This window comes from Alterinioella sp. B-7, assembly GCF_056857775.1.
Genome location: NZ_JBSXNT010000039.1, coordinates 726,351 through 749,697, shown reverse-complemented (window position 1 = coordinate 749,697; position 23,347 = coordinate 726,351). Strand labels below are relative to the sequence as shown.

The window sequence follows — 23,347 nt, the reverse complement described above, 5'->3', positions numbered from 1 at the left end:
GCTATGCCCCTTCCGGCAGACGCGCGCGGGCAATGGCGGTGTGAACCAGCGCCCCGTGCAAGAGCGCCGCGTCGTTGAAATCATATGTCGGGCTGTGCAGCGGGGCTGACCCTTCGCCATTGCCGATGAAGGCAAAGCAGCCGGGAACGTGATCCAGAAACCGCGCGAAATCCTCCGATCCCGTCATCGGGGTGGGGCGCGTGGTAACCTGATCCGAGACCCCGGCGGCGGCCTGCATTACCGCGTCCGCAAGCTCCGCATCATTGATCAGCGGCACGAATTCGCGGGTGTAGTCCACCTGCGCCGCGATGCCGTGCTGCGTGGCGATGCCCTCCGCGATCCGTCGCATCTCGGCCTCGACGCGGGCCGACACCTCCGCGCTGAAACTGCGCACATCGCCCAGGATCCGCGCATGACCCGGCAGCGCGTTGCGGGTGCCGTCGGTCAGCAGTTCCGTCACCGACAGAACCGCGATCTGGCCTGGGTCCAGCCGCCGCGACACGATGGTTTGCAAGGCCGTCACCAACGCGCAGGCGGGCACCATGACTTCGCGCCCGGTATGGGGTTGCGAGGCATGGCCGCCTTGCCCGGTCAGCGTGATCTCGAAGAGATCTTCGGCCGACATGATGGCTCCGGCGCGGGTTTCCAGATGGCCCAACGGCAGGCCCGGCATGTTGTGCAGGCCATAGACCTCCTGAAACGGAAACCGCGTCATCAGCCCGTCGGCCAGCATTGCCAGCGCGCCCTGGCCCCATTCCTCGGCGGGTTGGAAGATCAGCCGCACGGTGCCGTCAAACGCACCCTCTTCGGCGAGGATTCGTGCCGCACCCAGAAGCATCGCGGTGTGACCGTCATGGCCGCAGGCGTGCATCAGCCCGTCGCGCGTCGATGCCCACGCTGCCCCCGTCGCCTCGGTGATCCTGAGCGCGTCCATATCGGCGCGCAAGGCAATCGCGCGGTTCGACCGCCCACGGGCAAGGGTCGCGACGACGCCGGTGCCACCCACACCCGTCACCACGTCCCACCCCAATTCGCGCAAAGCCTCGGCGACGACAGAGGCGGTGCGGCTTTCCTCGAAGCCAAATTCGGGCTGGCGGTGGAAATCGCGGCGCAAGGCGCGCATCCATCCCGTCAATTCATCGCGATCCGTCATAACAGCGCGTCCTTGTCCAACCCCAGCTTGACGATCTTCTCGTTCAGCGTGCGCCGCCCGATACCAAGCGCCTCGGCCACCGCGTCCATCCGGCCCTCATGCGCGCGCAGGGCCTTGCCGATCAGCTCCCGCTCGAACACGGCGACAGCTTCGCGCAGCGTGTCGGGCACATCCTCGGGCGCGTCCCTGACCCGGATCGCATCGGCGACCGAGCCGCCCCCGCGCCGCGCCGCCAGCACCCGGCGTTCGGCCACATTGCGCAACTCGCGCACGTTGCCGGGCCAGTCATGCGCCAGCAGCGCGGTCATGTCGTCATGGTCCAACTCGGGCGGGGCAACCTCGTAGACGCGGGCGGAATGGTCCAGGAAATGGGTGAAGAGCAGCACCAGGTCATCGCGGCGCTGGCGCAGGGGCGGCAGCGTCAGCACGACGGTGTTGAGGCGAAAGAGAAGGTCCTGGCGCAGGTGCCCTGCCTCGACCGCCGCCCCGGTATCCTCGTTCGAGGCGGAAACAACGCGCAGGTCGATGCGCACCGGTCCGGGCGCGCCCGATTGTGTGACCTCCTGTTCCTCGATCACGCGCAAAAGCTTGGCCTGAACCGGGGCGGGGCAGGCGCAGACCTCGTCCAGGAACAGCGTGCCGCCACTGGCCGCGACCAGCCTGCCGGTCGCTTCGCCCGCGGTGCCGAACATCTCGGCCTCGAAGCGGTCGGCGGCGATGGCGGCGCAGTTCAGCGCCAGGAACGGCGCGTCCGCGCGCGGGCTGAGATCATGCAGGGCGCGCGCGACCAGTTCCTTTCCGGTGCCGGTTTCGCCTTGCAGCAGGACCGGGGCGGCGGTCGTCGCCATGTCCAGCACGTCGCGGCGCAGCGCGGCGATCTCGGGCGTGGTGCCAAGCAGGATCCGGTCCAGCCCCGACAGTTCCGCCAGCCGCGCGCGCAACCGGTCGGTGCCGCGCGCCATGCGGTGTTGCTCGGCGGCGTGGCGCAGGATGCTGAGCAGGCGGCGCGGATCATAGGGTTTCTCGACGAAGCTGTAGGCGCCTTCCTGCATCGCCTGCACCGCCATCGGGATGTCGCCATGGGCCGAGATCAGGACCACGGGCGGCGCGGTCGCGTCCAGCTTGGCCAGCAACTCCAGCCCCGACATGTCGGGCATCCGCACGTCGGAGAGGATCACGTCGGGGGCCAGTCCGGCCAGTCGGTCGATGACCTGGCTGGCGCGCGGCAGCGCCTCGACCCGCCAGCCCGCCGCCTCCAGCAGATCGACCAGCGAGGCGCGCATGGCGCGGTCGTCATCGACGATGAGGATGTTGAACGGCGCGCTCATTCCGCCGCCGCCTGTGCCGGTTCCGCCAACGGGATTTCAACCCGGAAGACGGCCCCGCCGCCCGACCGGTTCCAGGCCCGCATCACCCCGTGATGTTCCTTGACGATCCCTGCCGAGATGGCCAGGCCAAGCCCCATCCCCTGCCCCGAGGCGCGGCTGGTCACGAAAGGTTCGGTGAGGTCCGAAAGGCTGGCCTCGCCCAATCCGTGCCCGCGATCGGCGGTCTCGATCCAGGCCGTGCCGCCGTCCGAGCCGAGCGTGACGGAAAGCGCGGGGTCACGGGCGCCCTCCATCGCGTCCAGCGCGTTGCGCAGGATATTGGTCAGCACCTGTTCGATGCGCAGCTTGTTGCCCTGCACGATGACGGGCCTGTCCGGCATATCGGTATCCAGCGCGACACCGTCCATGTTGGGCGCGACCAGGTTCAGCGCCTCCTGCACCGCGTCGCGCAGATCGACGGGGCCAAGCCGGTCCTGTCCGGGGCTGGAGAAGAACTTGAGCTGCCGGGTGATCCCCTCCATCCGCTCGACAAGCCCGGTGAGGTTGGGCAGCACCCCCGCGCCACCGCCCAGTTCCGCCGCCGCCAGATGGTTGCGCATCGCGGTGATCGGCTGGCCAAGCTCATGCGTGACCGAGGCCGCGATCTCGCCCAGGGCCGCCAACCGGCTGGCGCGGGCCAGTTCGTCACGGGTGCGTTCCAGCCGACGTTCGGCGGTGCGGCGGTCCTCGATCTCGACGGCGAGGCGGTCATTGGCGAGGCGCAGCGCGGCCTCCTCGGCCTCGGAGCGGTTGAGCGCGGCGCGGATCAACCGGTTGCGGCGCAAGAGCACCAGCACGCCGATGCCGCCCGCGATGACCAGCGCCAGCACCGTGGCCAGCCAGCTTCGCGTCGTGACCGGCCCCAGCGAGGCGAAATAGTGCAATTGCCAGCCATGCGGCAGGTCGTGGCCGGTCAGGTGGATCACCTCGTCGCCGCCGATCCGCGCCCGCCCCGTGCCGTCGCTCTGCCAGTCCAGCAGGTCCAGCGCCTGCCCGCTGAACTGCCGCGCGTCCCGGATCGCGGCGCGTTGACCGGCCTGCAACGGGGCCAGCGTGCGGTAGCGCCATTCGGGGTCCGAGGCCAGCAGCACGACGCCGTCGGCATTGGCCAGTAGCACCTGTTCGCCGCCCTCGCGCCAGGATTGTTCCAGGTCCGACAGGTCCAGCTTGATCGCGATGACACCCTGCACCGTGCCATTCGCGCCGATCACCGGGTCGGCGATGAAATAGCCCGGCAGGCCGGTGGTGGCCCCGATGCCGTAGAACCGCCCCTGCCCGCCTGCCAACGCTTCGCGGAAATAGGGGCGGAAGCCGTAATTCTGGCCGACGAAGGAGCCTTCGGCCCCGGCGTTCGAGGCCGAGATCGTCAGCCCCTCGGGCGTCATCAGGTAGATCGCGTCCAGCCCCGCCTCGGCGGCAAATTCGGCCAGCCGCGCGTCGAGCGTGTCGGTATCGGCCCCCTGCGCCGTGGCGATCACGATCGGATCCTGCGACAGAACGAAGGTCAGGTGCGAGAACCGGTTCAGCTCCGCCACCACGGTGGAGCGGTAGAGCGACAGGCGGCCCTCGGCGCGGGTCACCTCCTCGGAGCGGAAATAGCGGCTCGACAGCAGGTAGGCCCCGGTGGCGATGGCCAGCAGCAGCAGGATCGACAGGAGGGTCCGGGTCGGTTTCAACGAGCGGCTCCGCGCAAGGGTGGCCAAGGTGATATCGGGTTTCGACCGCGATGCAAGGGTGGCGCCGGTCGCCTCATGCCGCCGCAAAGCGGATCACGAAGCGCGCGCCGGCGGCCTGGGACAGGGCCTCGATCCGCGCGCCATGGGCGGCCAGAAGGCTGGAGACGATGGCCAACCCCATGCCGGTGCCGCCCGCATCGCGGCGGGTGGTGTAGAACGGCTCGAATATATGCGGCAGGTTGCCGGACGAGATGCCGGGGCCGTTATCGGTGACGGTCAGGGTGCCATCGCGCGCCGCAAGGGTCACCGCATCCGCGCCCATTTCACGGGCATTGGCCAGCAGGTGCTGAAGCACGATCCCCAACCCCTTGCAAGCCAGCGGCAGAGGGGTCGTTTCGCCCGCGATGGTCAGCGTCAGGCGGCGGTGATCGCGCCGCAGGTCATCCGCCAGATCGGCCAGCGTGCAGGTTCCCCGGTAGCTTGCCTCGCGCGCCCGCATGACGTGGCGCAGCGCCTCCAACTGGCCCTCGATCTGCGCGCCGGCGCTGCGGATCTGGGTCACGAGGCGGCGGTCTTCGGCGCTCAGATCCTCGCTGTCCTCCAGCAGCTCGGTCGCCGCAGAAATCGCCGTTACGGGTGTCTTCAACTCATGCGTGACATGGTCGGTATAGCTGCGGATCGTCGCCTCGCGGTCTTGCAGGGTTGCGGCCATGTCGATGACGCTGCCCCCCATCCGCGACAGCTCGCGCGTGCCGAAATGGGCGGGCGGCGCGGCAGGCTCATCCGGCGTGGCGCGTACCGATGCGGCATAGCCCGCCAGCGCCGTGATCGGGCGCAGCAACAGGCGCAGCAGCAGCCACCACAGCACCGCCGTCAGCCCCGCGATGATCAGCGCCAGCAAGGTGGCCGCGTTGCGAAACCCGATCTCAGGCCCGAGGTAGCGCAGCGCCACCAACCCAAGGAAGGACAGCGCCAATGTGCCCGCCAGCGCGCCGCCCAGAACCAGCCAGAGCGACGGGCGCCATTTGCCTACCTGCCCCGGCATGGCCCCATCCGCATCCCCACGCCATGCGCGGTCTCGATCCCGTCGGCGCAGCCCGCATCCGCCAGTTTCCGGCGCAGGTTGCGCAGGTGGCTGTCCAGCGTCCGGCCCGAAATGTCGCTGCCCGCGCCCCAGATCGCATCGACCGCCTGCGCGCGCGACAGGACGCGGGCCGGGTCGCGCAGGAGCAGCGCCAGAAGACTGCACTCGGTCGCGGTCAGGACCACGTCGCGCCCGTCGAAATCGCAGCTATGCGCCGCGACATCGAGGCTGAGGGCCCCGTGCCGCAGCACCCGCGCCGCGCCACCCATGGCCCGTTTCAGGATCGCGTTCACGCGGGCCACCAGTTCGCGCGGGGAAAACGGCTTGGTCACGTAATCGTCAGCCCCCAGTTCCAGCCCCAGGACGCGGTCGATCTCGTCGTCGCGGGCGGTCAGGAACAGGATCGGCACGTCCGAGGTGGCGCGGATGCGGCGGCAGACCTCGAACCCGTCGCGTTCCGGCAGGCCGACATCCAGCACAATGAGGTCAGGCGCCTCGCGCGCGGCATGGGTGAGGGCGCGCTGCCCGTCGCCCGCCGTCACCACGGCGAAGCCTGCACGCTCCAGCGCGATGCTCACGAGCTCGCGCAGGCGGGCATCGTCATCGACCACGAGTATCTTCATACGCTCCCTCCGCCGCCGCCAGTAAACGCGCCACGCGCCAACTGCGAAAGCCCCAATCGCGCCAGCCGTCGATATGGGGCGCACGCGCGCAGGTCTGCCCCTGCAACGCCACGGCGGCCATCGGCGCGAGGGAACAGGCATAGGACAGGTCGACGCCGCGATCCTGCGACGGATGGGTCAGGTTATAGGCCGCGATGATCTGCGCGAAATTGATGAAGGCGCAGATGTAGAGCGTGACCAGCGCCAGCCCGCCACCGCGCAGCACCAGCCAGGCAGCGGGACGGCGCGCGTGGATGAACCAGCCGATCAGCACCAGCCCCACGGCCACCAGCCCCATCCAGATCGCCGCATGAAGGCGCAGGTAGGTCAGGCCATAGACCTCGACATAGACCCAGAGCCGGTAGGCCGCCGAGGCCGTCAGCAGGACATTCTGCGCCAGCCAGATCATCATCAGCGCCGACAGGCTCTTCCGGCCCCCCAGATGGGGCCGCGCGGCCAGCGCAAAGCCCCCCGCCAGCAGCGCCGTGACCAGCAGCGGATAGGCGCCGCGGCGGGCATAGGTGGCATGGCTCATCCCCTCGGGCAGCGGGCCGCCGCCCCAGAGGAGCGCGATATCCATCAGGGTTTGCAGCCCGAGCAGCAAGTTGAACACAATCAGCGCATTGGCGACCGAGGCGGTGTTGAAACCGAGCGTTGCGCGGGCGCGGGGGCGGTGGGGGCCGATGAACGGGGCGGGCGGCGTGAAGCTGAGGAATGGCCAGACGACCAGCGCCAGACCGGTCCAGAACATCAGGCGCAGCAGGGTTTCCTCGAGATCCCAATCCTCGAACAGCGACAGGTCCAGCCAGCCCTCAAGCACCGGGTTGGCCTGCACCAAAAGCGACAGCAGCACCATCCCGCCGCCAAGCGGCACCGCCCAATTGAGCGCCAAGATGCGCCATTGGCCGGGGGCCGCGCGCGGGGATTTCCGATCCATCGCCCAGGCAATCCCGTCCAGCACCCCCGCAACCGGCAGCGCCGCCCAAAGCCGCAGCGCGCTGCGCGCAAGACCACTGCGCCCGGCCCGCAGCCAGGCGATCGAGGTGATCAGCCCGCCTGCCAGCAGGAAAACGGAAAGGGCTTGCAGATGCTCGATAACGGGCAACCCCGCGAGGAACATCAGCACCGCGGGTCCGACCACGCCGCCCCGGTTTGGCAGCACGGCAACGCTGGCGGCAAAGATCGCGTAGGCGTAGAGGGCAAGGGACAGCCCGACATCGTGCCCGTAGAACAGCAGGTCGCCAAGCGCCAGCAGCACGGCCAGCGCAATCGCGGCGCGGGTCAAGCGCGGGCGGCGGTCGGCGGCAACCGGGGCCGGGGGCGCGGGCGGCTTGACGACGTCGGCCACTTCCTCGCTCAACCACCACGCATCGCGCAAAAGCCCGCGCGGCACGCCGCGCACTGTCATTGTCCCGATCATCCGTGCATCTCCTTGACGGTTTCTTTGCCCGTCAAGATGGCAGGCCGCCCGTGCAGAGCAGGCGCAGGAGATGTGCAGGTTTCGTGCAGAGGCTAAGGGGTCAGCGAAGGGGCGATGAGGAGGCGCCTAATAATCATGGACATGTTCCAGCCGCAGCCCCTGGTCGGCCAGCCCGCGCAGGGTCTCGTCAAGCTCCGTCACCGGCACCAACAGCAGGTGGCGGTAGTCGCCATAGCCCTGCCGCGCGAAACTGTGGATCGCATCCGGGTGGGTCGGCGCATCGGACAGCGCCGTCAGCATGATGTCGTCATTGCCCGCGATCTCGACAAAGCCCGCGCCCGCTTCGGCCATCTGCGCCAGCAACCCGGTGAGTTCGCGATAGCGCGGTGTCTCGATCTCCCATCCCTGCGCGCGCTCGGCGATGACGGTGACGCCCGGAAGTGCCTGCAGATCTGCGCGACCCACCCCCGTCACGATCATGCGCAGGGTCAGTTCGTCAAAACCCACGCCCGCCACCGCCTCGGCGATCACCCCCGCATAGGCGGCTTTCACATTGTTCTCGATCCCCAGGGCAAAGGCGCGTTCCCGGTCGCGCAGCTGATCCGTCGCCGCCGCCTGCAACGCGTCGGCATCGCCCGCGAAGTCCCACCGATACCACGGCACCTGTTGCAGGAACGTGGCATAGCCCCGCGCCTGAACCGCCGCCATCTCATCCAGCGGCGCGCGGGTCTCGCCCCTGATCCAGGTGAAGACGCGGCCCACGGTTTCCTCATAGGCGGCCTTCAGCGCGAGTTCGGCGGTGAAGCTGACGCCGATGACATAGACCATCTGCCGCGTCTCCCAATCCACGCCGCCATGATCCGCCGAGGCCCGCGTGAGCGAGCAGAGCGAGGACCAATAGCCGGTGATCGAACGAAAGAACGCATAGTCATGCGGATCGCCCTCCGAGATCACCTCGGCGTAATCGTCATAGGCATGGACGATATGCCATTCCGGGTAGGTCATGAGGGTGCGCGATTCCAGCCGGCGATGCTCGGGCGGCAGCAGCGCGGCATAGTCGGTCACGGCCGTCTCGCCCTGGCAGGCCAGTTCGACATAACCGACAGGGGTCAGCAAAGCGGCGAGGAGCACAGCGAGGAGCAGCACCAGGCGCTTGAGCCACCGCCACAGGAAGCGCATCACGCCCGGTCCAGCTTGAGGCCCGCGAAGAGGGCGAAGCCGCCAAGCGCCAGATGCGGCAGGTTGGCCAGCACGCGCACGACAGTAAGGGACATGCCCTCGGACGGGTTGGTGAAGATGCCGAGGTCGAGATAGCCGTAGCCGGTGAAGAAGCCGAAGACGCCATCGCCGAGGTAGAGCGCGCCGAAGAGCAGCAGGAAGATGCGTGACGCGCGATGCGAGATCAGCCCCGCCGCCAGCGCCCAAAGCGCCGAGGCGACATGCAGCGCGTCGTCGAATATATCCAGCGCGAAGATGCCGAAGGCGAGGCCGTCCTCATCGGTCAGGCCGGGGATGTAGTTCAGCGACGCGGCGATCATGAGCGCCACGAAATAGCCGAACGCGATAATGCGGAGCGTGGTCATAGCGCCTCCAGGTAGCTGTCCCACAGGGTGTTGCGGAAGATCAATTGCGGGTCCAGCTCCCGCTTGGCCGCCGCGAACGCTTCCGCGCGGGGATAGCTTCGGGTCAGTTGGTCGATCGTGGCATGGGGCCGGTAGGGCAGGTAATAGCTGCCGCCGATCTCGACGATCCGGTCAATCAGGTTGCGCGTCATCCGGGCCATGTCGGCCTCGCCGCGCTGCGTCATCTCCTGGGAAAACGACATCACGGCGGCGATGCGGGGGGTGCGGGCATAGCTCAACACGGCTTCATCATCCTGCGCGACATGGCGCAGGGTGACGTTCAGAAACTCCTGGTAGCTGGCCGGGATCACCTCGCGGCAGGCGGTCAGGAAATCGCCGAAGCGCTCAGGCGCCACGAAATATTCATGCAGAATGTCGGTGCGGTTGTCGTCGCGGTCATCCAGCGTCACCACCGGTTCGTTGATCAGGCTGTTGCGCGTCGCGGGGCCGTCGCCCAGAGCGGGCCCGAGCGTGGTTTCCGTCCACCAGCGCAGGCGCTTCATCGGCTCATTGCCCAATTGCCAGCGGTAGATGCGGCTGGCCAGCCGCGCCATCAGGCCCGAGCCCTCGGCGGGCGGCAGGTCGGCCTGATCCTCGGTGGCGCGATAGGTGATCATCAGCGCGTCTTCGAAAAACCGGGCGCGACCGACGTTGAGGCGGCCATAGGCCATGCTCACGGCGGGCGTGGCGACGGCGTTGGTGAAGGCGGTCGAGAAGGCTTCGGCAGGCATCGTCTCGAAGGACGGCTGCAGGCGCCGGTTCGGGATCATGTCGACCTCCATGTCGATGATCGCGCCGGTCAACCCGTAGCCGCCCATCGTCAGGTTGAAGATCTCGGCGTTCTCTCTCCGCGAGCAGGTCACCAGATCCCCCGTCGGCAACACCATGCGGAAGCTGCGCACCGTCGCCCCCATCGGGCCGAAGGGAACCGGCCAGCCATGCGCGTTGACGCAGAAGGTGGCGGCAACGCCGAAATCGTTGTTCGACTGCATGACGGCGGGCGAAAACCCGATCGGGTCCAGCGCGGCGATGACCTGGGACCAGCGTGCGCCGGCATGGGCGCGATAGGTCTGCGCGGCGGTGTCGGGTTCCACCATGCCGTTATCAAACGTGATCGCATGGCCCGCGCGCGGGATCGCCTGACCGCCCATGGAATGGCGCGCGGCACCGATATTGACCGGGCGGCGATTGCTGGCAGCCTCGGTAATTTCCGCGCGGATCGCGGCGATGAGTGCCTCGCCGGGGTCCTCAGACAGGGTGATGTGGCGGTGGATCGGCGTGCGCGACAAGCCGCTGGCATCGTTGAGGAACCCGGCCTCTGCCGGCATATCCAGCCGGGCCGTGCCCTCATAGACAGGCAGGTGATGTCCGAACTGCCGCGCGCCGATCCAGCCCGCCGCACCACCCGCCCCCACCAGCAACCCGCGTCGTGTCACTTTGCCCATATGGCCCTCGCTTTGCCGGGATAAGACAGCAAGGGTGCCGTCCATACAATCCATGATTGCACGATAGGCACAGGTCCAAGGGGCCCGCGATGGCAGAATACTGGAGCCTGCCGTCGCGTCACGAGTTGACCAACGACCCCTCTATCCGCGCAGGCGGGTGCCGTCCGGGTCGAATGGCGCACCGTTCAGAATGCGCGCGCCGTGTGGCTGGCCAAGGACGGCGACATGCAGCTCCGTCCCCGGCGCGGCGTGCGCGGCCTTGACGTACCCAAGCGCCAGCGACTTGCCGACATGGTAGCCATAAGCGCCCGAACTGACCTGCCCCACCGGCGTGCCGTCGGGCAGAAAGACAGGCTCTCCGCCGCTGGCATCGGCGGTTTCGGCATCGACCTCCATCAGCACCATGATTTCACGCGGCGGGTTGTCAGCCACAGCCTCAAATGCGGCTTTGTTCAGAAACTCCTTGTCCATCTTGATGAGCCGCGCCAGCCCCGATTCCTGCGGCCAGTATTCCGGCGAATATTCCCGCCCCCACGATCCATAGCCCTTCTCGATGCGCAGCGACATCAGGGCGCGGCTGCCCACCGGACCCGCGCCGAACTCACGCCCTGCCTCGATCAGGGCCGAATAGAGCGCCACCTGATCGGCCTCGGCGCAATGCAATTCCCACCCCAGATCGCCGGTAAAGCTGACACGAATGGCAAGAACGTCGATCCCCGCCACCGCGATCCGGGCCGAGCGCATGAAGGGGAAATCCAGGTTCGCCAGCGGCGCATTGGTCAGCCGTTGCAAGAGCGCGCGAGATTGCGGCCCGGCGACGTTGAAGCCGCAAACACCTTCCGTCCGGCTTTCGAATGTCGCGCCCTCGGGCAGTGGCACCGCCTTGAAGAAGCGCTGGTGAAACCGCTCGGCCATGCCCGAGCCGATGATCCAGAATTCCTCCTCCGCCAGCTTCGTCACGGTGAAATCGCCTGCCACGCCACCGCGCTTGCCGATGAGAGGCGTCAGGCAAGAGCGGCCCACAAGGCGCGGCATCCGATTGGCGAAGACCGCGTTCAGCCAGCCTTCCGCCCCCGCCCCCCGCGCCACGTATTTGGCGAAATTGGAGATGTCGATGATCCCCGCCCCGTCGCGCAGCATCCGCGCCTCGCGGCCCACGGGCTCCCACCAGTTCTGGCGGTCGAAGCCATAGGTCTCGTGATCCGGCTCGCCCTCGGCTGCGAACCATAGCGGATGCTCCCACCCGTAATTCAGGCCGAATTGCGCGCCCATGTCCTTTTGCATCGCGTAGCCGGGCCGTGTCCGCACCGGTCGCCCCGCCGCGCGTTCCTCGTTCGGGAAATGGATCTTGAAGCGGTGCGCATATTGATCGCCCACCCGCGCCTTGGTGAAATCCTTGCCCGCCCAGGTCCCGAACCGCGCCATGTCCCAAGCGAACATGTCCAGGCTCGGCTCGCCCTCGACCATCCATTCGGCGGCCAGCTTACCCATGCCGCCGTTCTGGCTGAACCCCGGAATGATCCCGTTGCAGCAGAAATAGCCCGTCAGTTCCGGCGCGGGACCAAAGAGGACATTGCTATCGGGCGACCAGATCATCGGCCCGTTGATCACCCGCTTGATCCCGGCCTCGCCCACGGCGGGCACCCGGTCGATGGCGCGCATCATGTTTTCCTCGATCCGCTCCAGATCGTCGGCGAAAAGCTCATGCCCGAAGCCCTGCGGCGTGCCATCCTCGGCCCAGAAGCGCACATCTTTCTCGTAGGCCCCGACCAGCAGGCCCTTGCCCTCCTGCCGCAGGTAATATTCCCCATCGCGGTCGGCGACCGAGGGCAAACGCCGGTCCATCGCGGCGATCTGCGGGATGGTCTCGGTTACGAAATACTGGTGTTCCGTGGGCAGAAGCGGCAGTTCCAGCCCCGCCATCCGCGCCACCTCGCGGCCCCAGAGACCGGCGGCATTCACCACCCAGGGCGTGCGGATATCGCCCTTGGCGGTGCGCACGATCCAGGTGCCATCGGGCTGCTGCTCCGTGCCTGTGACCGGCGTGAAGCGGTGGATCTCGGCCCCCCGCTGCCGCGCACCCACGGCATAGGCATTGGTCACGCCCGAGGGGTCGACATTGCCGCCATCGGGCTCATACATGATGCAGCGGATGCCATCGTAATCGACCAGCGGATGCAGCCGCTCGGCCTCATCCCGGCTGACCTCGTGGAAATTCATGCCATAACGGCGCGCCTTGGCCTCCTGCAACCGCAGCTGATGCTCGCGCGCCTCAGTCTGCGCCAGGTAGAGCGATCCGGGCTGGAACACGCCACAGCTTTGACCGGTCTCGGCTTCAAGCTCCTTGTAAAGATTCATCGTGTAGTGCTGCAGGCGACTGATATTGGTGCTGTCATGCAGTCCGTGAATATTCGCCGCCGCGTGCCAGGTGGAGCCTGAAGTCAGCTCATCGCGTTCCAGCAGGATCACGTCGGACCAGCCCAGTTTGGCAAGGTGATAGAGGATCGAGCAGCCGATGACGCCGCCGCCGATCACGACGGCCTGGGCATGGGTTTTGATCTCGGGCACGGGGGACGTCTCCGGGGTTTCATACATGTCAGGGTCATCATGCGTGGGTGACCGGCCCGGACTTGCCGGAAACCGACGCGGGCATGCCGGTTTTGTCACGCATCAGGGGCCGACAGCACCAGATCCATCAGCCGCGCGAACCCGACCGCATCGAGCCTGTCGAACCGGCCGCACAGATCCTCGACCTCGGCGGCACGCGGCCCGAGGATATCGCCCGCCAGAAGGTGAAACTTGGCGCTGATCTCACCGTCGCTGAGCGGATCGTCCACGTCGCCGCGCGGGGTGCGGGGCGGGGCCTCCAGCCTCTGGCCATCGGTCAGGACCAATGCCACCGCCGCCCATCTCTGCGCCACGGAGCGCGCCGTCAGGTCCGGGTCGTCGATGAGCCTGGTCGCGCGGCTGAGGCGCAGGATCTCGGGGTCGCGCAGCGCCTCGGGCGTCAGTTCCTGCGGGCCGAGGCGTCCATGCGCGATAATTGCGGCAACCGGCCAGGCGATAGAATAGGCCACGTCGTCCATGGTCTGCGGCTCATGCCCCGCCAGCCGGGTCGCATAGTGAAACGTCCGGATCTCGACCGAAGCAACCCGGTCCGCGGTCAACCCGTGCGCCGCCATCAGATCCTGCGCCGCGTCCATCGCCGGATGCGCCCACCTGCAACAGGGATAGCGCTTGTAATGGGTGTGGGCGATGGTCAGCCAGTCCTCGCCCAACCCTTGCCAGAACGGCGCGGCCTCGCCCCCCTCGCAGGTCAGGGCCGGGGCGCCGGTGAACCCCTCACGCGCCAGGTAGGCCGCCGTGACGCCCGAGGGCGCGCCCCAGCCGACCCCGTCGCGCAGCATCGAAGGATGGTCGATACAGCGCATCATTTGGCTGCGCGGCCCGTGATATTCCCCGATCCCCGCCGCGTGCCGGATCTGTCCCGCGTCACAGCCCAACATCCGCGCCACCGCAACCGCCACGCCCACGGCGGTCCAGGAGCCGGAGGTGTGGTAATCGGGGCAGGTCGCGTGCTGCACCTGACCCGCGCGGTAGGACACCTCGTAGGCCAGGGCCAGCCAGACCGCGAAATCCGCGCCCGTGACGGGCGTGTCCATCGCATCGGCCACTGCCAGCACAGCGGGAAACACCGCCGATCCGGCATGGCCCTTGTTCGGCGTGGTGCCGTCATGCGCGTCGATGCTGTCGATGGTGAAGGCCCCGGCCATTGCCGCGCCCGCAACGCCGAGGGCGCTGCCCTCCATCAAGACCCGTGCCGCGCCGCCGCTGCCCGGCCCGAACACCGCCCGCGCGCCCGCCCGCGCCGCCGCCGCCATCTGCGTCCGCGACCCGATCGCGGCCACCCCCATCGTGTCGAGGAAACTGCGCCTCAGCGTCACGACAAGCGCATCGGGCAAGTCGCCATGGAGAAGGCCAGTGGCAAACTCGGGCATGGTCAATGACATCTGCAATCCCCTCGGGTTGGCGTAACCCAAGAGAAGCCCGCATCGCTGACCTGCCGCAATCCCGGAACCGACATTTCCCGGTCCATGCGTGAAGGTCGGACAATAAGGGGGATGGTGGCGGTGCAGGGACTTGAACCCCGGACACGCGGATTATGATTCCGCTGCTCTAACCAACTGAGCTACACCGCCGAACGACGCGCTAGGTAGGACAGCGGGCACCGCGCGTCAAGGGACAAATCGCGGGCTCTGCGCGGCTCACAGGTCGAAGAACCCCTCGCCCGCCTGCGCGCGCATCTTGCGGGCCATCTCGGCCCCCGCCTCGGCCCCGTCGGCAACCGGCACGCTGACATCGTCGGTGATCACCTCGGAGCCGTCGGGCCGCAGGATCTCGCCCCGCAGCCGCAGGTCTCCGCCCGCCAGCTCGGCGAGCCCCGCAATCGGCGTCTGGCACGACCCGTCCAACCCGGCCAGAAACGCCCGTTCGGCGGCCAGCCGCTGGCCGGTCTCGGCGTCGTGAATGGCCTCCAGCATCGCCGCCACGCGCGTGTCGCCTGCCCGCCGCTCGATCCCGATCGCCCCTTGCGCCACGGCGGGCAGCATGTCCTCGGGTTCCAGTGCGGTCCGCGCCACATGCACCATGTCCAGCCGCCTGAGCCCTGCCATCGCAAGGAAGGTCGCATCGGCCACGCCTTCCCCCAGCTTCCGCATCCGTGTCTGCACATTGCCGCGAAACTCGACCAGCTCCAGGTCGGGCCGCCGCGCCATCATCTGCGCCCGCCGACGCAGCGAGGAGGAGCCGACGCGCGCCCCCGCAGGCAGGGCGTCCAGCCCGCCATGGGCCAGCGAGACGAAGCCGTCGCGCACATCCTCGCGTGGCAGGTAGGTGTCCAGCGCAAGCCCCCCCGGTTGCGCCACCGGCATGTCCTTCATCGAATGCACCGCGATGTCGATGCCCCCCGCCAGCAGCGCCTCCTCGATCTCCCTGGTGAAGAGGCCCTTGCCGCCGATCGTCTTCAGCGGCTGGTCGGCGTCGATCATGGCGCGGTTGTCGCCTGTGGTCTTGATCACCACGATCTCGAACGCCTCGGCGGCCAGGTCAAACGCATCGGCCAATCGACGCCGCGTCTCATGCGCCTGCGCCAGGGCCAGCGGCGATCCACGGGTGCCGATCCTGAGCGGCGCGGAGGGGGAGGGCAAATCCAGTGTCATACCCTTCCCCTAATCCACCCATCCGCCAATCTGAAGCCCCCTCCCATCTTCTTGGCCCAAATACTCGAACTTGCGGCGGCGTCAGCCGCCGCCCCCGGTCGGCGCGCGCGCCCCGCGCGTCGAAACCGCCCATCCCCGCGCACCTCGCCTTGACTCCGGACCCCGCCCGCGAAACATCTGCCACCAGCCCACCGGAGAAGGACGATCCCGATGACCAAGACCCTTTTGCGCGCCCTTGCCGGTGAGACCCTGCCGACACCCCCCGTCTGGATGATGCGGCAAGCGGGACGCTACCTGCCCGAATACCGCGCCACGCGGGCCAAGGCGGGCGATTTCCTGTCGCTATGCTACACCCCGGACCTCGCCGCCGAGGTCACGCTGCAGCCCATTCGCCGCTACGGCTTCGACGCCTCGATCCTCTTCGCCGATATCCTGCTGATTCCGCAGGCGCTCGGCGCCGATCTGTGGTTCGTCACCGGCGAGGGCCCGCGCCTTTCTACGATCACCAGCGCAGGCGACATGGCCCATTTCAAGGGCAAGGACGACATCCACGACACCCTCGCGCCCATTTACGAGACAATCCGCATCCTGACCCGCGACCTCCCCGCGGAAACCACGCTGATCGGCTTCGCCGGGGCCCCCTGGACGGTCGCCACCTACATGATCGCCGGGCGCGGCACGCCGGATCAGGCCCCGGCCCATGCGCTGCGCGAGGCCGACCCCGAGACCTTTGACGCCCTCATCGACCTCATCACCGGGGCCACCATAGAATACCTGTCACAGCAGGTGCAGGCCGGGGCCGAGGTGATCAAGCTCTTCGATTCCTGGGCAGGCAGCCTCAAGGGCGACGCCTTCGAGCGCTATTCCCTTCAACCGATCAAGCGCATCGTCACGGCGCTGAAATCGCGCCATCCCGGCCTGCCGGTCATCGTCTTCCCGCGCGAGGCGGGGGACAATTATCCCGGTTTCGCCAAGGCCGTCGGGGCCGATTGCCTGGCGCTCGACACCAGCGTCGATGCCACCTGGGCCGCCGAAACGCTGCAAGCCCAGACCTGCGTGCAGGGCAACCTGGACCCGAAGCTCCTGGTCACCGGGGGCCAGCCCCTGATCGACGAGGCGCAGCGCATCACCCGCGCCTTCCGGGGCGGCCCGCATGTCTTCAATCTCGGCCACGGCATCACGCCCGATGCCGATCCCGAGAATGTCCATGTCATGCTGGACGCGATCCGCAGCGCCTGACCCCGTCATCTTCTTCGTGCAAGTACCTTCGGGGGAGCGCGAGGGGGCAGACAGCCCCCTCGCACCGGTCGACGCGCGGCACGCGCGGCGAAGCTCCTGTCAGACCCATTTCGCCAGTGGCGGCAGGCTCATCAGCACCGCGTTCGCGTCATGCCCGGTGGCCAGCCCGAACTTGGTGCCGCGATCATAGACCAGGTTGTATTCGGCATAGAGGCCGCGATGGATCAGCTGCGTGTCGCGCTCCGAGTCTCCCCAGTCCATTCCCCGCCGCGTCTCGATGATCGGCAGATAGGCCGGCAGGAAGGCCCGGCCGATATCCTGGGTCAAGGCAAAATCGGCCTCCCAGTCGCCGCTGTTGCGGTCATCCATGAAGACCCCGCCGACGCCGCGCGCGCGCCCGCGATGGGGAATGAAGAAATACTCGTCTGCCCAGGCTTTCAACTCGGGATAAAGCGCCTCGCCATGCGGGGCCAGGTAGCGCGCCTGCACGGCGTGGAAATGTTCGGTATCCTCGGCATATTCGATGCAGGGGTTCAGGTCGGACCCGCCGCCGAACCACCAGGCATGCGGGGTCCAGAACATCCGCGTATTCATGTGGACGGCGGGACAATGCGGGTTCTGCATATGCGCCACCAGGCTGATCCCCGAGGCCCAGAAGCGCGGATCCTCTTCCATCCCCGGCACGCCGCGCGCGGCCATCGCCTTTTGCGCCGCCGCGCCCAGGTTGCCATAGACGGTGGAGATATTGACGCCGACCTTCTCGAACACCCGGCCCCCGCGCATCACGCTCATCACGCCGCCACCCGCGTCCGATCCGTCCTCGGTGGCGCGGCGTGTCTCCGTCACCTCGAATCGCCCGGCGGGGGCTTCGTCCGGCTGGCTTTCCTCAAGGGCTTCAAAGGCGGTGACGATCTCGTCGCGCAATTCGGCGAACCAGGCGGCGGCGCGCGCCTTTCGGACGTCAAACGGGTTACTCATGAGCCGGACCTCCTTCATACCAGGGCACAGAGTGCCGCAGCGCCCCGGCCCCGTCCAGTGCCGCAAGGCACAGATGTAGCGGCCACGCCGCGCGCCGGGGCCAAAATCTGCGCCTTTCCGAAATTGCCTTGAAATCGCCACATTTGGACGCCGCTTTATGATGGATTTGGCTGCGGAAATCGCCTAGGGTTTTCTCAATCGCCGCAACAGACGGCATCCCGAGGTAGACAGAGCAATTTCGTGATCCGAAGACCGCTCCTTTTCACCCTTGTTGGGGTATGTGTGCTGTTCAGCGCGCTGGTACTCGCACCGCGTGCGACCCATGCCGCGCCCTATGCGGCGATGGTGATCGACGCGCGCACCGGCGAGGTGCTGCACAGCCGCAACGCCGACGCCCGCCTGCACCCCGCATCGCTGACCAAGATGATGACGCTCTACATCGCTTTCGAGGCGATCCGCCTGGGCGAAATCACGCTGGATACCGAGGTGACCATTTCGCGCAATGCCGCCTCCGAACCACCTTCGCGGCTTGGCCTTCAGGCAGGCACGCGCATTCGCCTGCGCTACCTGATCCGAGCCGCCGCCGTGCGCTCGGGCAATGACGCCGCCACCGCCATCGGCGAGGCGATCTCGGGCTCCGAGGCCGCCTTTGCCCGCCGCATGAACCGCACCGCCATCGCGCTTGGCATGAACCGCACGACCTTCCGCAATGCCCATGGCCTAACCGAGAACGGGCACCTGAGCACGGCGCGCGACATGACCACGATGGGGCGGCGCCTCTTCTACGACTATCCGCAATACTATAACCTCTTTTCGCGCCGCTCGGCGGATGCGGGCATTGCCACCGTGCGCAACACCAACCGCCGCTTCCTGGATGCCTATCGCGGGGCCGACGGGATCAAGACCGGCTACACCCGCGCGGCGGGCTACAACCTTGTCGCCTCGGCCGAGCGCGGCCAGGAACGGATCATCGCCACCGTCTTCGGTGGCCGCTCGACCGCGACCCGCAATGAACGGATCATGGAACTCCTGGACATGGGCTTTGCCCGCGCGCCCTCGACGGCCACGGTGCGCCGCCCGGAACTGCCGGTCTATGATGATGATGACCGCGTCGGCAGCAGCATCCGCGCGACCGGGGCCGTCACCAGCAGCCTGCGCCCCCTGCCCCGCCCCGGCACCCAGGACGAACTGCCCGAGGTCGCGCCGGAATTGCTGGCCGCCGTCGAGCATGCCGTCGAAGACGCGCTGACCGACCCGCCGACCGAGGAGGTGGCCGAGGAGATCGCCGAGAACCTGCCGACGCCCCGGCCCGACGACTTGCCCGAGGAGCCTGACATCGTGCTGGCCCGCGCCGAGGAGGCCGAGGCCCCCATCCCGACCGCGGAGGGCGCGACAGCGCCGGCCGCGCCCGAAGAACTGCTGGAGGTCGCGGAAACCCGGACCGCGGCAGAAACGCCATCGGTCATCCCGGTCCCGCGTCCCGAGATCCCTTCGGTGGATTCCGCCGAGATCGAACTGGCCGTCATCGACCCCGATCCCGAACCGCCACAGCAGGAAATCGTGACCCGCGCCTCATCCACAGGCACCCGGCTCTACGGCGTCTCGCTTGGCCGCCACCCTTCCCGCAACGCCGCCGAACGCCTGCTCCTGCAGACCGCGCTGACCGAGCTGTCGACCTTTGGCGAGGCACTGCGCAACGTGGTCAACCGGCCCGGCGGCTTCGAGGCGCAGTTTGCCGGCATGAGCGAGGAGGCCGCCGAACGCGCCTGTGCCCGGCTGATGTCGCGCAACGTGACCTGCACCACCTACGGCCCGTAATCGCCATTCGCGATTGCCAAACCCAGCGCCGCGTGTAGCCTGCGCCGCAGAATGGCCGATGCCGACCCGCGCATTGGCCAGACCCGTGGGGAACGCCTGCCATGACACGCCAGCAAGACACCGCGCGCCTGAACGCCGCCATTTTCGCGGGCTGCATGGTCGCCTTCCTGGGTTTCGGGTTCGCCGCCACCTTCGGCGTCTTCCTCGCGCCGATGTCCGCCGAGCTTGGATGGGGGCGCGAGGTGTTCTCGCTCTCGGTCGCGGTGCAGGCGCTGGCCTGGGGCTTTGCGCAACCCGTCGCGGGCGCGGTGGCCGACCGATACGGCACGGCGCGGGTGCTGGCCTTCGGGGCCGTTTGCGCAGGCGCGGGCTTTGCCCTGCGCGGGGTGATCACCGATCCGACCGGTTTCGTGCTGACCGGCGTGCTGGTCGGCGCAGGCACCGGCGCGGCCTCCTTTCCCATCGTCATCGGCGCGCTTGGCAAGATCGTGACGCCCGACAGGCGCAGCTTCATCCTGGGGCTCGGCACGGCGGCGGCATCGCTTGGCATGTTCGTCTCGGCCCCCACTGCCACCTTCATGATCGGCGGCGTCGGCTGGCAACCCGCCCTCTTGCTGATCGGGGCGAGCTTTGCCCTGATCCTGCCCTTCCTCGTCTTCATCGCGCGGGTCTCTGCCCCCACGGCCTCCGGGTCTGGCGCGGGCGCCTTCGGCACCGCCATTGCCACGGCGTTCAGCGACCGCAGTTACCTGTGCCTCTTCTTCGGCTTCTTCGTCTGCGGCTTTCACGTCGCCTTCATCCAGACCCACCTGCCCGCCTATGTGATCGACGCCAATCTCGCCGCCTGGGTCGGCGGCCTGTCGCTGGCCCTGATCGGGCTGTTCAACATCGCGGGCTCGTTCCTGTCGGGTTGGTCGGGGCAGGTCTACTCCAAGAAAAAGGTGCTGAGCGGCATCTACCTGGCCCGCGCCGTGGTCATCACCGCCTTCATCCTGCTACCACTGACCGAGGCCAGCGTCCTGATCTTCTCGGCCATCATGGGGCTTCTGTGGCTCTCGACCGTGCCGCTGACGATGGGGCTGGTCGCGCAGACGCAGGGGCTGCGGTTCCTGTCGACGCTGGCCGGGCTGGTCTTTCTCAGCCACCAGTCGGGCAGCTTCATCGGCGCGTGGTTGGGCGGGCGCATCTATGACCTGACGCAGGATTATACGCCGATGTGGTGGGCCGCCGTGGCGCTTGGCCTGCTGGCCGCGCTCATCCACCTGCCCATCCGCGAGGAACCGGGGCCGCTGGCCCGCGCCGAGCAGGTCTGAGCCTCACTGTTTCGGATGATCGTCGTAATCGTCGCGCAGGATGCGGTTGGCATCGCCGTCAGGGTCATCGAACTGGCCCTTTCTGAGCAGCCAGAAGAACCCCACCAGCCCAAGCGCCCCCAGGAACAGAGAGACCGGGATCAGGATCACCAGAATATCCATGACAGCCCCTATTTCAGCCGCAGCGCGTTCAGCGACACGGTAATCGAACTGGCCGACATCGCCAAGGCGGCGGCGAGCGGCGTGGCGAAGCCCGCAACCGCGAAGGGCACCGCGACGATGTTGTAGACCGTGGCGATCGAGAAGTTTTCCCGGATCCGCTTGCGCGCTTTCACGGCGGTATCAAACGCATCGGCAATCGGTGACAGGTCTTTCCCCAACAGCACCATGTCCGAGGCCACCCGCGCCGCATCCAGCGCCGAGGCGGGCGAGATCGAGACATGCGCCGCCGCCAGCGCCGCCGTATCGTTGAGCCCGTCACCGACCATCAGAACCTTCGCGCCGTCCTCGGACAGCGCCGCGATGCGCGCGGCCTTCTCGGCGGGCAGCGCCTCGGCCAAGACCTCCTCGATCCCGATCTCGTCGGCAAAGCGCCGCACGGCCCCGCGCGTATCGCCCGAGATCAGCATCACCCGCAGCCCTGCCCGTTTGAGCCCGTCCAGTGCCTCCCGTGCGCCGGGGCGGAGGCTGTCGGTGAAGGTGAGCGCGACAGGCTCCGCATCGCCGATCTGCAGGAAGGTCGCGGTGACATCGGGCGCCTCTGCCCCAACCCACGCCGCGCGCCCGAGACGAACGGGCGTCGCGTTCCACATCGCCTCGACCCCGTAGCCCGGAACCTCGCGCAACCCGTCCAGCGCCTCGGCCTCCCGCCCTGCAAGACCGGCGGCCAGGGCCTGCGCCAGCGGATGCGACGAGCCTTGCGCCAGCGCCAGTGCCACCCGTGCCTGCGCGTCCGAAAGCCCCTCCAACCCCACCGGCTGCGGAATACCGAGCGTCAGGGTGCCGGTCTTGTCGAACACCACCGTATCGACCTCGGCCAGCCGCTCCATCGCGGTGCCGTCCTTGATCAGCATGCCCTTGCGGAACAGCCTGCCCGATGCCGCCGTCGTCACCGCGGGCACGGCAAGGCCAAGCGCGCAGGGGCAGGTGATGATCAGCACGGCGGCGGCGATATTCAGCGAAATGCGCAGGTCGAACGTGTAGAGATACCAGCCGACAGCCGCCAGCGCGGCCATGATATGCACCCCCGGCGCGTAAAGCTTGGCGGCCTGATCGGCCAGCGAGGTGTAGCGGCTGCGCCCGCTTTCGGCGATGGCAACCAGGTCGGCGATGCGGTGCAGAGAGCTGTCCTTGCCCGCCGCCGTGACCTCGACCCGCAAGGGGCCGGTCAGGTTGACCTCACCCGCCGAAACGGCGCTGCCGGGGCCTGCATAGGCGGGCAGGCTTTCGCCCGTCATCAGCGCGCGGTCGATCTCGGATTTGCCCTGGGTCACGGTGCCATCGACGGGGATACGCCCGCCGGGACGCACCAGCACGACATCCCCGGGGGCCAGATCGGCGATGCCCACGGTTTCCTCGACCCCGTCCCGCAGCCGGATCGCGCGCGGCACCTCCAACGCGGCCAGTTCCTGCGCGGCAGAGCGTGCCGTGGCCCGCGTGCGGTAATCCAGGTAGCGGCCCGCCAGCAGGAAGAAGGTCAACGCTATCGCCGCGTCGAAATAGGCGTGTTCGCCCGACATGATCGTTTCATAGAGCGACGTGGCCACGGCCAGCAGGATCGCCAGCGTGATCGGCACATCCATGTTCAGCCGCCCCGCCCGAAGCGCCGACCACGCATTGACGTAGAAGGGCTGCCCGGTGAAGACGATGGCGGGCAGCACGATGGCCGCCGACACCCAATGCATCAGGTCGCGCGTCACGCCCTCGGCCCCGGACCAGACCGCGACCGACAGCAGCATCACGTTCATCATCGCAAAGCCCGCCACGGCGAGCCGCATCAGCAGGTCGCGTGCGCCCTTGTCGGCCTCGGTCGCCGCCAGAACGCCGGGGTCCAGCTCATGCGCCTCGTAGCCCGCGCGCTCCAGCACCGCGACAAGGTCACCGGCGGTGATCTCCGGCCCCGCCTCCACCGCCGCCCGTTTCAGGGTCAGGTTCACCCGCGCCGCGCGCACCCCCGCCACGCCCTCCAGCGCGCGTTCGACGCCCGAGATGCAGCCGGCACAATGGATGCCCGGCAGCGACAGCATCAGCCGCGCATCGACCGGCTTGGCGGCCAGCGCTTCCGCCGCCGGGGCGGCATTGCAGGCCGGACAGGCGGCAGGGCGGGGATGTGTGAGGCTGGCGGTCAAATC

General features: G+C 68.1%; 18 protein-coding genes and 1 tRNA gene. 3 read left to right on the top strand and 16 right to left on the bottom strand.

Annotated features, from left to right (window positions below; translation table 11 throughout):
* Nucleotide 1 precedes the first annotated feature (1 nt).
* The 13 genes from AC13C7_RS18685 to hemC all read right to left on the bottom strand — a co-directional run bounded on the left by AC13C7_RS18685 (nt 2) and on the right by hemC (nt 15,648).
* A complete protein-coding gene (locus tag AC13C7_RS18685) occupies nt 2-1,153 on the bottom strand; it encodes an amidohydrolase (protein ID WP_482868350.1) in 1,152 nt (383 codons plus the stop codon).
* Nucleotides 1,150-2,481, bottom strand: a complete 1,332-nt coding sequence (locus AC13C7_RS18680) for a sigma-54-dependent transcriptional regulator (RefSeq protein WP_482868349.1) — start codon at nt 2,479-2,481, stop codon at nt 1,150-1,152. Before AC13C7_RS18680 ends, AC13C7_RS18685 begins: the two co-directional genes overlap by 4 nt.
* Nucleotides 2,478-4,196 (bottom strand): sensor histidine kinase, encoded by a 1,719-nt coding sequence (locus AC13C7_RS18675; protein ID WP_482868348.1) that lies wholly within the window; start codon nt 4,194-4,196, stop codon nt 2,478-2,480. Before AC13C7_RS18675 ends, AC13C7_RS18680 begins: the two co-directional genes overlap by 4 nt.
* Before the next feature lie 73 nt (nt 4,197-4,269).
* A complete protein-coding gene (locus AC13C7_RS18670; RefSeq protein ID WP_482868347.1) occupies nt 4,270-5,241 on the bottom strand; it encodes a sensor histidine kinase in 972 nt (323 codons plus the stop codon).
* On the bottom strand, nt 5,226-5,903 hold the full coding sequence (locus tag AC13C7_RS18665) for a response regulator transcription factor (protein ID WP_482868346.1): 678 nt from the start codon (nt 5,901-5,903) through the stop codon (nt 5,226-5,228). The genes AC13C7_RS18670 and AC13C7_RS18665 overlap by 16 nt, the downstream gene beginning before the upstream one ends.
* A complete protein-coding gene (locus AC13C7_RS18660) occupies nt 5,881-7,362 on the bottom strand; it encodes a DUF4153 domain-containing protein (RefSeq protein WP_482868345.1) in 1,482 nt (493 codons plus the stop codon). The genes AC13C7_RS18665 and AC13C7_RS18660 overlap by 23 nt, the downstream gene beginning before the upstream one ends.
* 126 nt (nt 7,363-7,488) lie before the next feature.
* Nucleotides 7,489-8,541, bottom strand: a complete 1,053-nt coding sequence (locus AC13C7_RS18655) for a hypothetical protein (protein ID WP_482868451.1) — start codon at nt 8,539-8,541, stop codon at nt 7,489-7,491.
* The gene (locus tag AC13C7_RS18650; RefSeq protein ID WP_482868344.1) at nt 8,541-8,945 is read right to left on the bottom strand and encodes a hypothetical protein; all 405 of its coding nucleotides are present in this window, start codon (nt 8,943-8,945) and stop codon (nt 8,541-8,543) included. Before AC13C7_RS18650 ends, AC13C7_RS18655 begins: the two co-directional genes overlap by 1 nt.
* Nucleotides 8,942-10,429 carry an FAD-binding oxidoreductase gene (locus AC13C7_RS18645; protein WP_172320012.1) on the bottom strand — a complete coding sequence of 496 codons (1,488 nt, stop codon included), beginning with the start codon at nt 10,427-10,429 and terminating at the stop codon, nt 8,942-8,944. The genes AC13C7_RS18650 and AC13C7_RS18645 overlap by 4 nt, the downstream gene beginning before the upstream one ends.
* Before the next feature lie 141 nt (nt 10,430-10,570).
* Entirely contained in the window at nt 10,571-12,988 is a 2,418-nt protein-coding gene (locus AC13C7_RS18640; RefSeq protein WP_482868450.1) for a GcvT family protein, read from the bottom strand.
* A 104-nt stretch (nt 12,989-13,092) separates the two neighbouring features.
* On the bottom strand, nt 13,093-14,439 hold the full coding sequence (locus tag AC13C7_RS18635; protein ID WP_482868343.1) for an MmgE/PrpD family protein: 1,347 nt from the start codon (nt 14,437-14,439) through the stop codon (nt 13,093-13,095).
* A 112-nt stretch (nt 14,440-14,551) separates the two neighbouring features.
* A tRNA-Met gene (locus AC13C7_RS18630) sits at nt 14,552-14,628 on the bottom strand.
* A gap of 66 nt (nt 14,629-14,694) precedes the next feature.
* The gene (hemC, locus tag AC13C7_RS18625) at nt 14,695-15,648 is read right to left on the bottom strand and encodes a hydroxymethylbilane synthase (RefSeq protein ID WP_482868342.1); all 954 of its coding nucleotides are present in this window, start codon (nt 15,646-15,648) and stop codon (nt 14,695-14,697) included.
* Nucleotides 15,649-15,858: 210 nt separating this feature from the next.
* On the opposite strand from hemC, the gene hemE reads away from it, so the two are divergent.
* Nucleotides 15,859-16,887, top strand: a complete 1,029-nt coding sequence (gene hemE / locus AC13C7_RS18620; RefSeq protein WP_482868341.1) for a uroporphyrinogen decarboxylase — start codon at nt 15,859-15,861, stop codon at nt 16,885-16,887.
* 99 nt (nt 16,888-16,986) lie between these two features.
* On the opposite strand, the gene hemF is transcribed toward hemE, so the two are convergent.
* The gene (hemF, locus tag AC13C7_RS18615) at nt 16,987-17,865 is read right to left on the bottom strand and encodes an oxygen-dependent coproporphyrinogen oxidase (protein WP_482868340.1); all 879 of its coding nucleotides are present in this window, start codon (nt 17,863-17,865) and stop codon (nt 16,987-16,989) included.
* Between the two features lie 282 nt (nt 17,866-18,147).
* Between hemF and AC13C7_RS18610 the strand changes: the two genes are divergently transcribed.
* Nucleotides 18,148-19,683: a D-alanyl-D-alanine carboxypeptidase family protein gene (locus AC13C7_RS18610; RefSeq protein WP_482868339.1), complete on the top strand. Its 1,536-nt coding sequence runs from the start codon at nt 18,148-18,150 to the stop codon at nt 19,681-19,683.
* A gap of 101 nt (nt 19,684-19,784) precedes the next feature.
* On the top strand, nt 19,785-20,996 hold the full coding sequence (locus AC13C7_RS18605; RefSeq protein WP_482868338.1) for an MFS transporter: 1,212 nt from the start codon (nt 19,785-19,787) through the stop codon (nt 20,994-20,996).
* 3 nt (nt 20,997-20,999) lie between these two features.
* On the opposite strand, the gene ccoS is transcribed toward AC13C7_RS18605, so the two are convergent.
* Both ccoS and AC13C7_RS18595 read right to left on the bottom strand, forming a co-directional pair.
* Complete coding sequence (gene ccoS / locus AC13C7_RS18600) at nt 21,000-21,158, bottom strand: cbb3-type cytochrome oxidase assembly protein CcoS (protein ID WP_172320017.1); 159 nt, start codon at nt 21,156-21,158, stop codon at nt 21,000-21,002.
* 8 nt (nt 21,159-21,166) lie between these two features.
* Nucleotides 21,167-23,344: a heavy metal translocating P-type ATPase gene (locus tag AC13C7_RS18595; RefSeq protein WP_172320018.1), complete on the bottom strand. Its 2,178-nt coding sequence runs from the start codon at nt 23,342-23,344 to the stop codon at nt 21,167-21,169.
* Nucleotides 23,345-23,347 lie beyond the last annotated feature (3 nt).

Coding starts and splice junctions, on each gene's coding strand:
- AC13C7_RS18685 (WP_482868350.1), bottom strand. CDS start 1,153: ATGACGGATCGCGATGAATTGACGGGATGGATGCGCGCCTTGCGCCGC.
- AC13C7_RS18680 (WP_482868349.1), bottom strand. CDS start 2,481: ATGAGCGCGCCGTTCAACATCCTCATCGTCGATGACGACCGCGCCATG.
- AC13C7_RS18670 (WP_482868347.1), bottom strand. CDS start 5,241: ATGCCGGGGCAGGTAGGCAAATGGCGCCCGTCGCTCTGGCTGGTTCTG.
- AC13C7_RS18665 (WP_482868346.1), bottom strand. CDS start 5,903: ATGAAGATACTCGTGGTCGATGACGATGCCCGCCTGCGCGAGCTCGTG.
- AC13C7_RS18660 (WP_482868345.1), bottom strand. CDS start 7,362: ATGATCGGGACAATGACAGTGCGCGGCGTGCCGCGCGGGCTTTTGCGC.
- AC13C7_RS18655 (WP_482868451.1), bottom strand. CDS start 8,541: ATGCGCTTCCTGTGGCGGTGGCTCAAGCGCCTGGTGCTGCTCCTCGCT.
- AC13C7_RS18650 (WP_482868344.1), bottom strand. CDS start 8,945: ATGACCACGCTCCGCATTATCGCGTTCGGCTATTTCGTGGCGCTCATG.
- AC13C7_RS18645 (WP_172320012.1), bottom strand. CDS start 10,429: ATGGGCAAAGTGACACGACGCGGGTTGCTGGTGGGGGCGGGTGGTGCG.
- AC13C7_RS18635 (WP_482868343.1), bottom strand. CDS start 14,439: ATGTCATTGACCATGCCCGAGTTTGCCACTGGCCTTCTCCATGGCGAC.
- hemC (WP_482868342.1), bottom strand. CDS start 15,648: ATGACACTGGATTTGCCCTCCCCCTCCGCGCCGCTCAGGATCGGCACC.
- hemE (WP_482868341.1), top strand. CDS start 15,859: ATGACCAAGACCCTTTTGCGCGCCCTTGCCGGTGAGACCCTGCCGACA.
- hemF (WP_482868340.1), bottom strand. CDS start 17,865: ATGAGTAACCCGTTTGACGTCCGAAAGGCGCGCGCCGCCGCCTGGTTC.
- AC13C7_RS18605 (WP_482868338.1), top strand. CDS start 19,785: ATGACACGCCAGCAAGACACCGCGCGCCTGAACGCCGCCATTTTCGCG.
- ccoS (WP_172320017.1), bottom strand. CDS start 21,158: ATGGATATTCTGGTGATCCTGATCCCGGTCTCTCTGTTCCTGGGGGCG.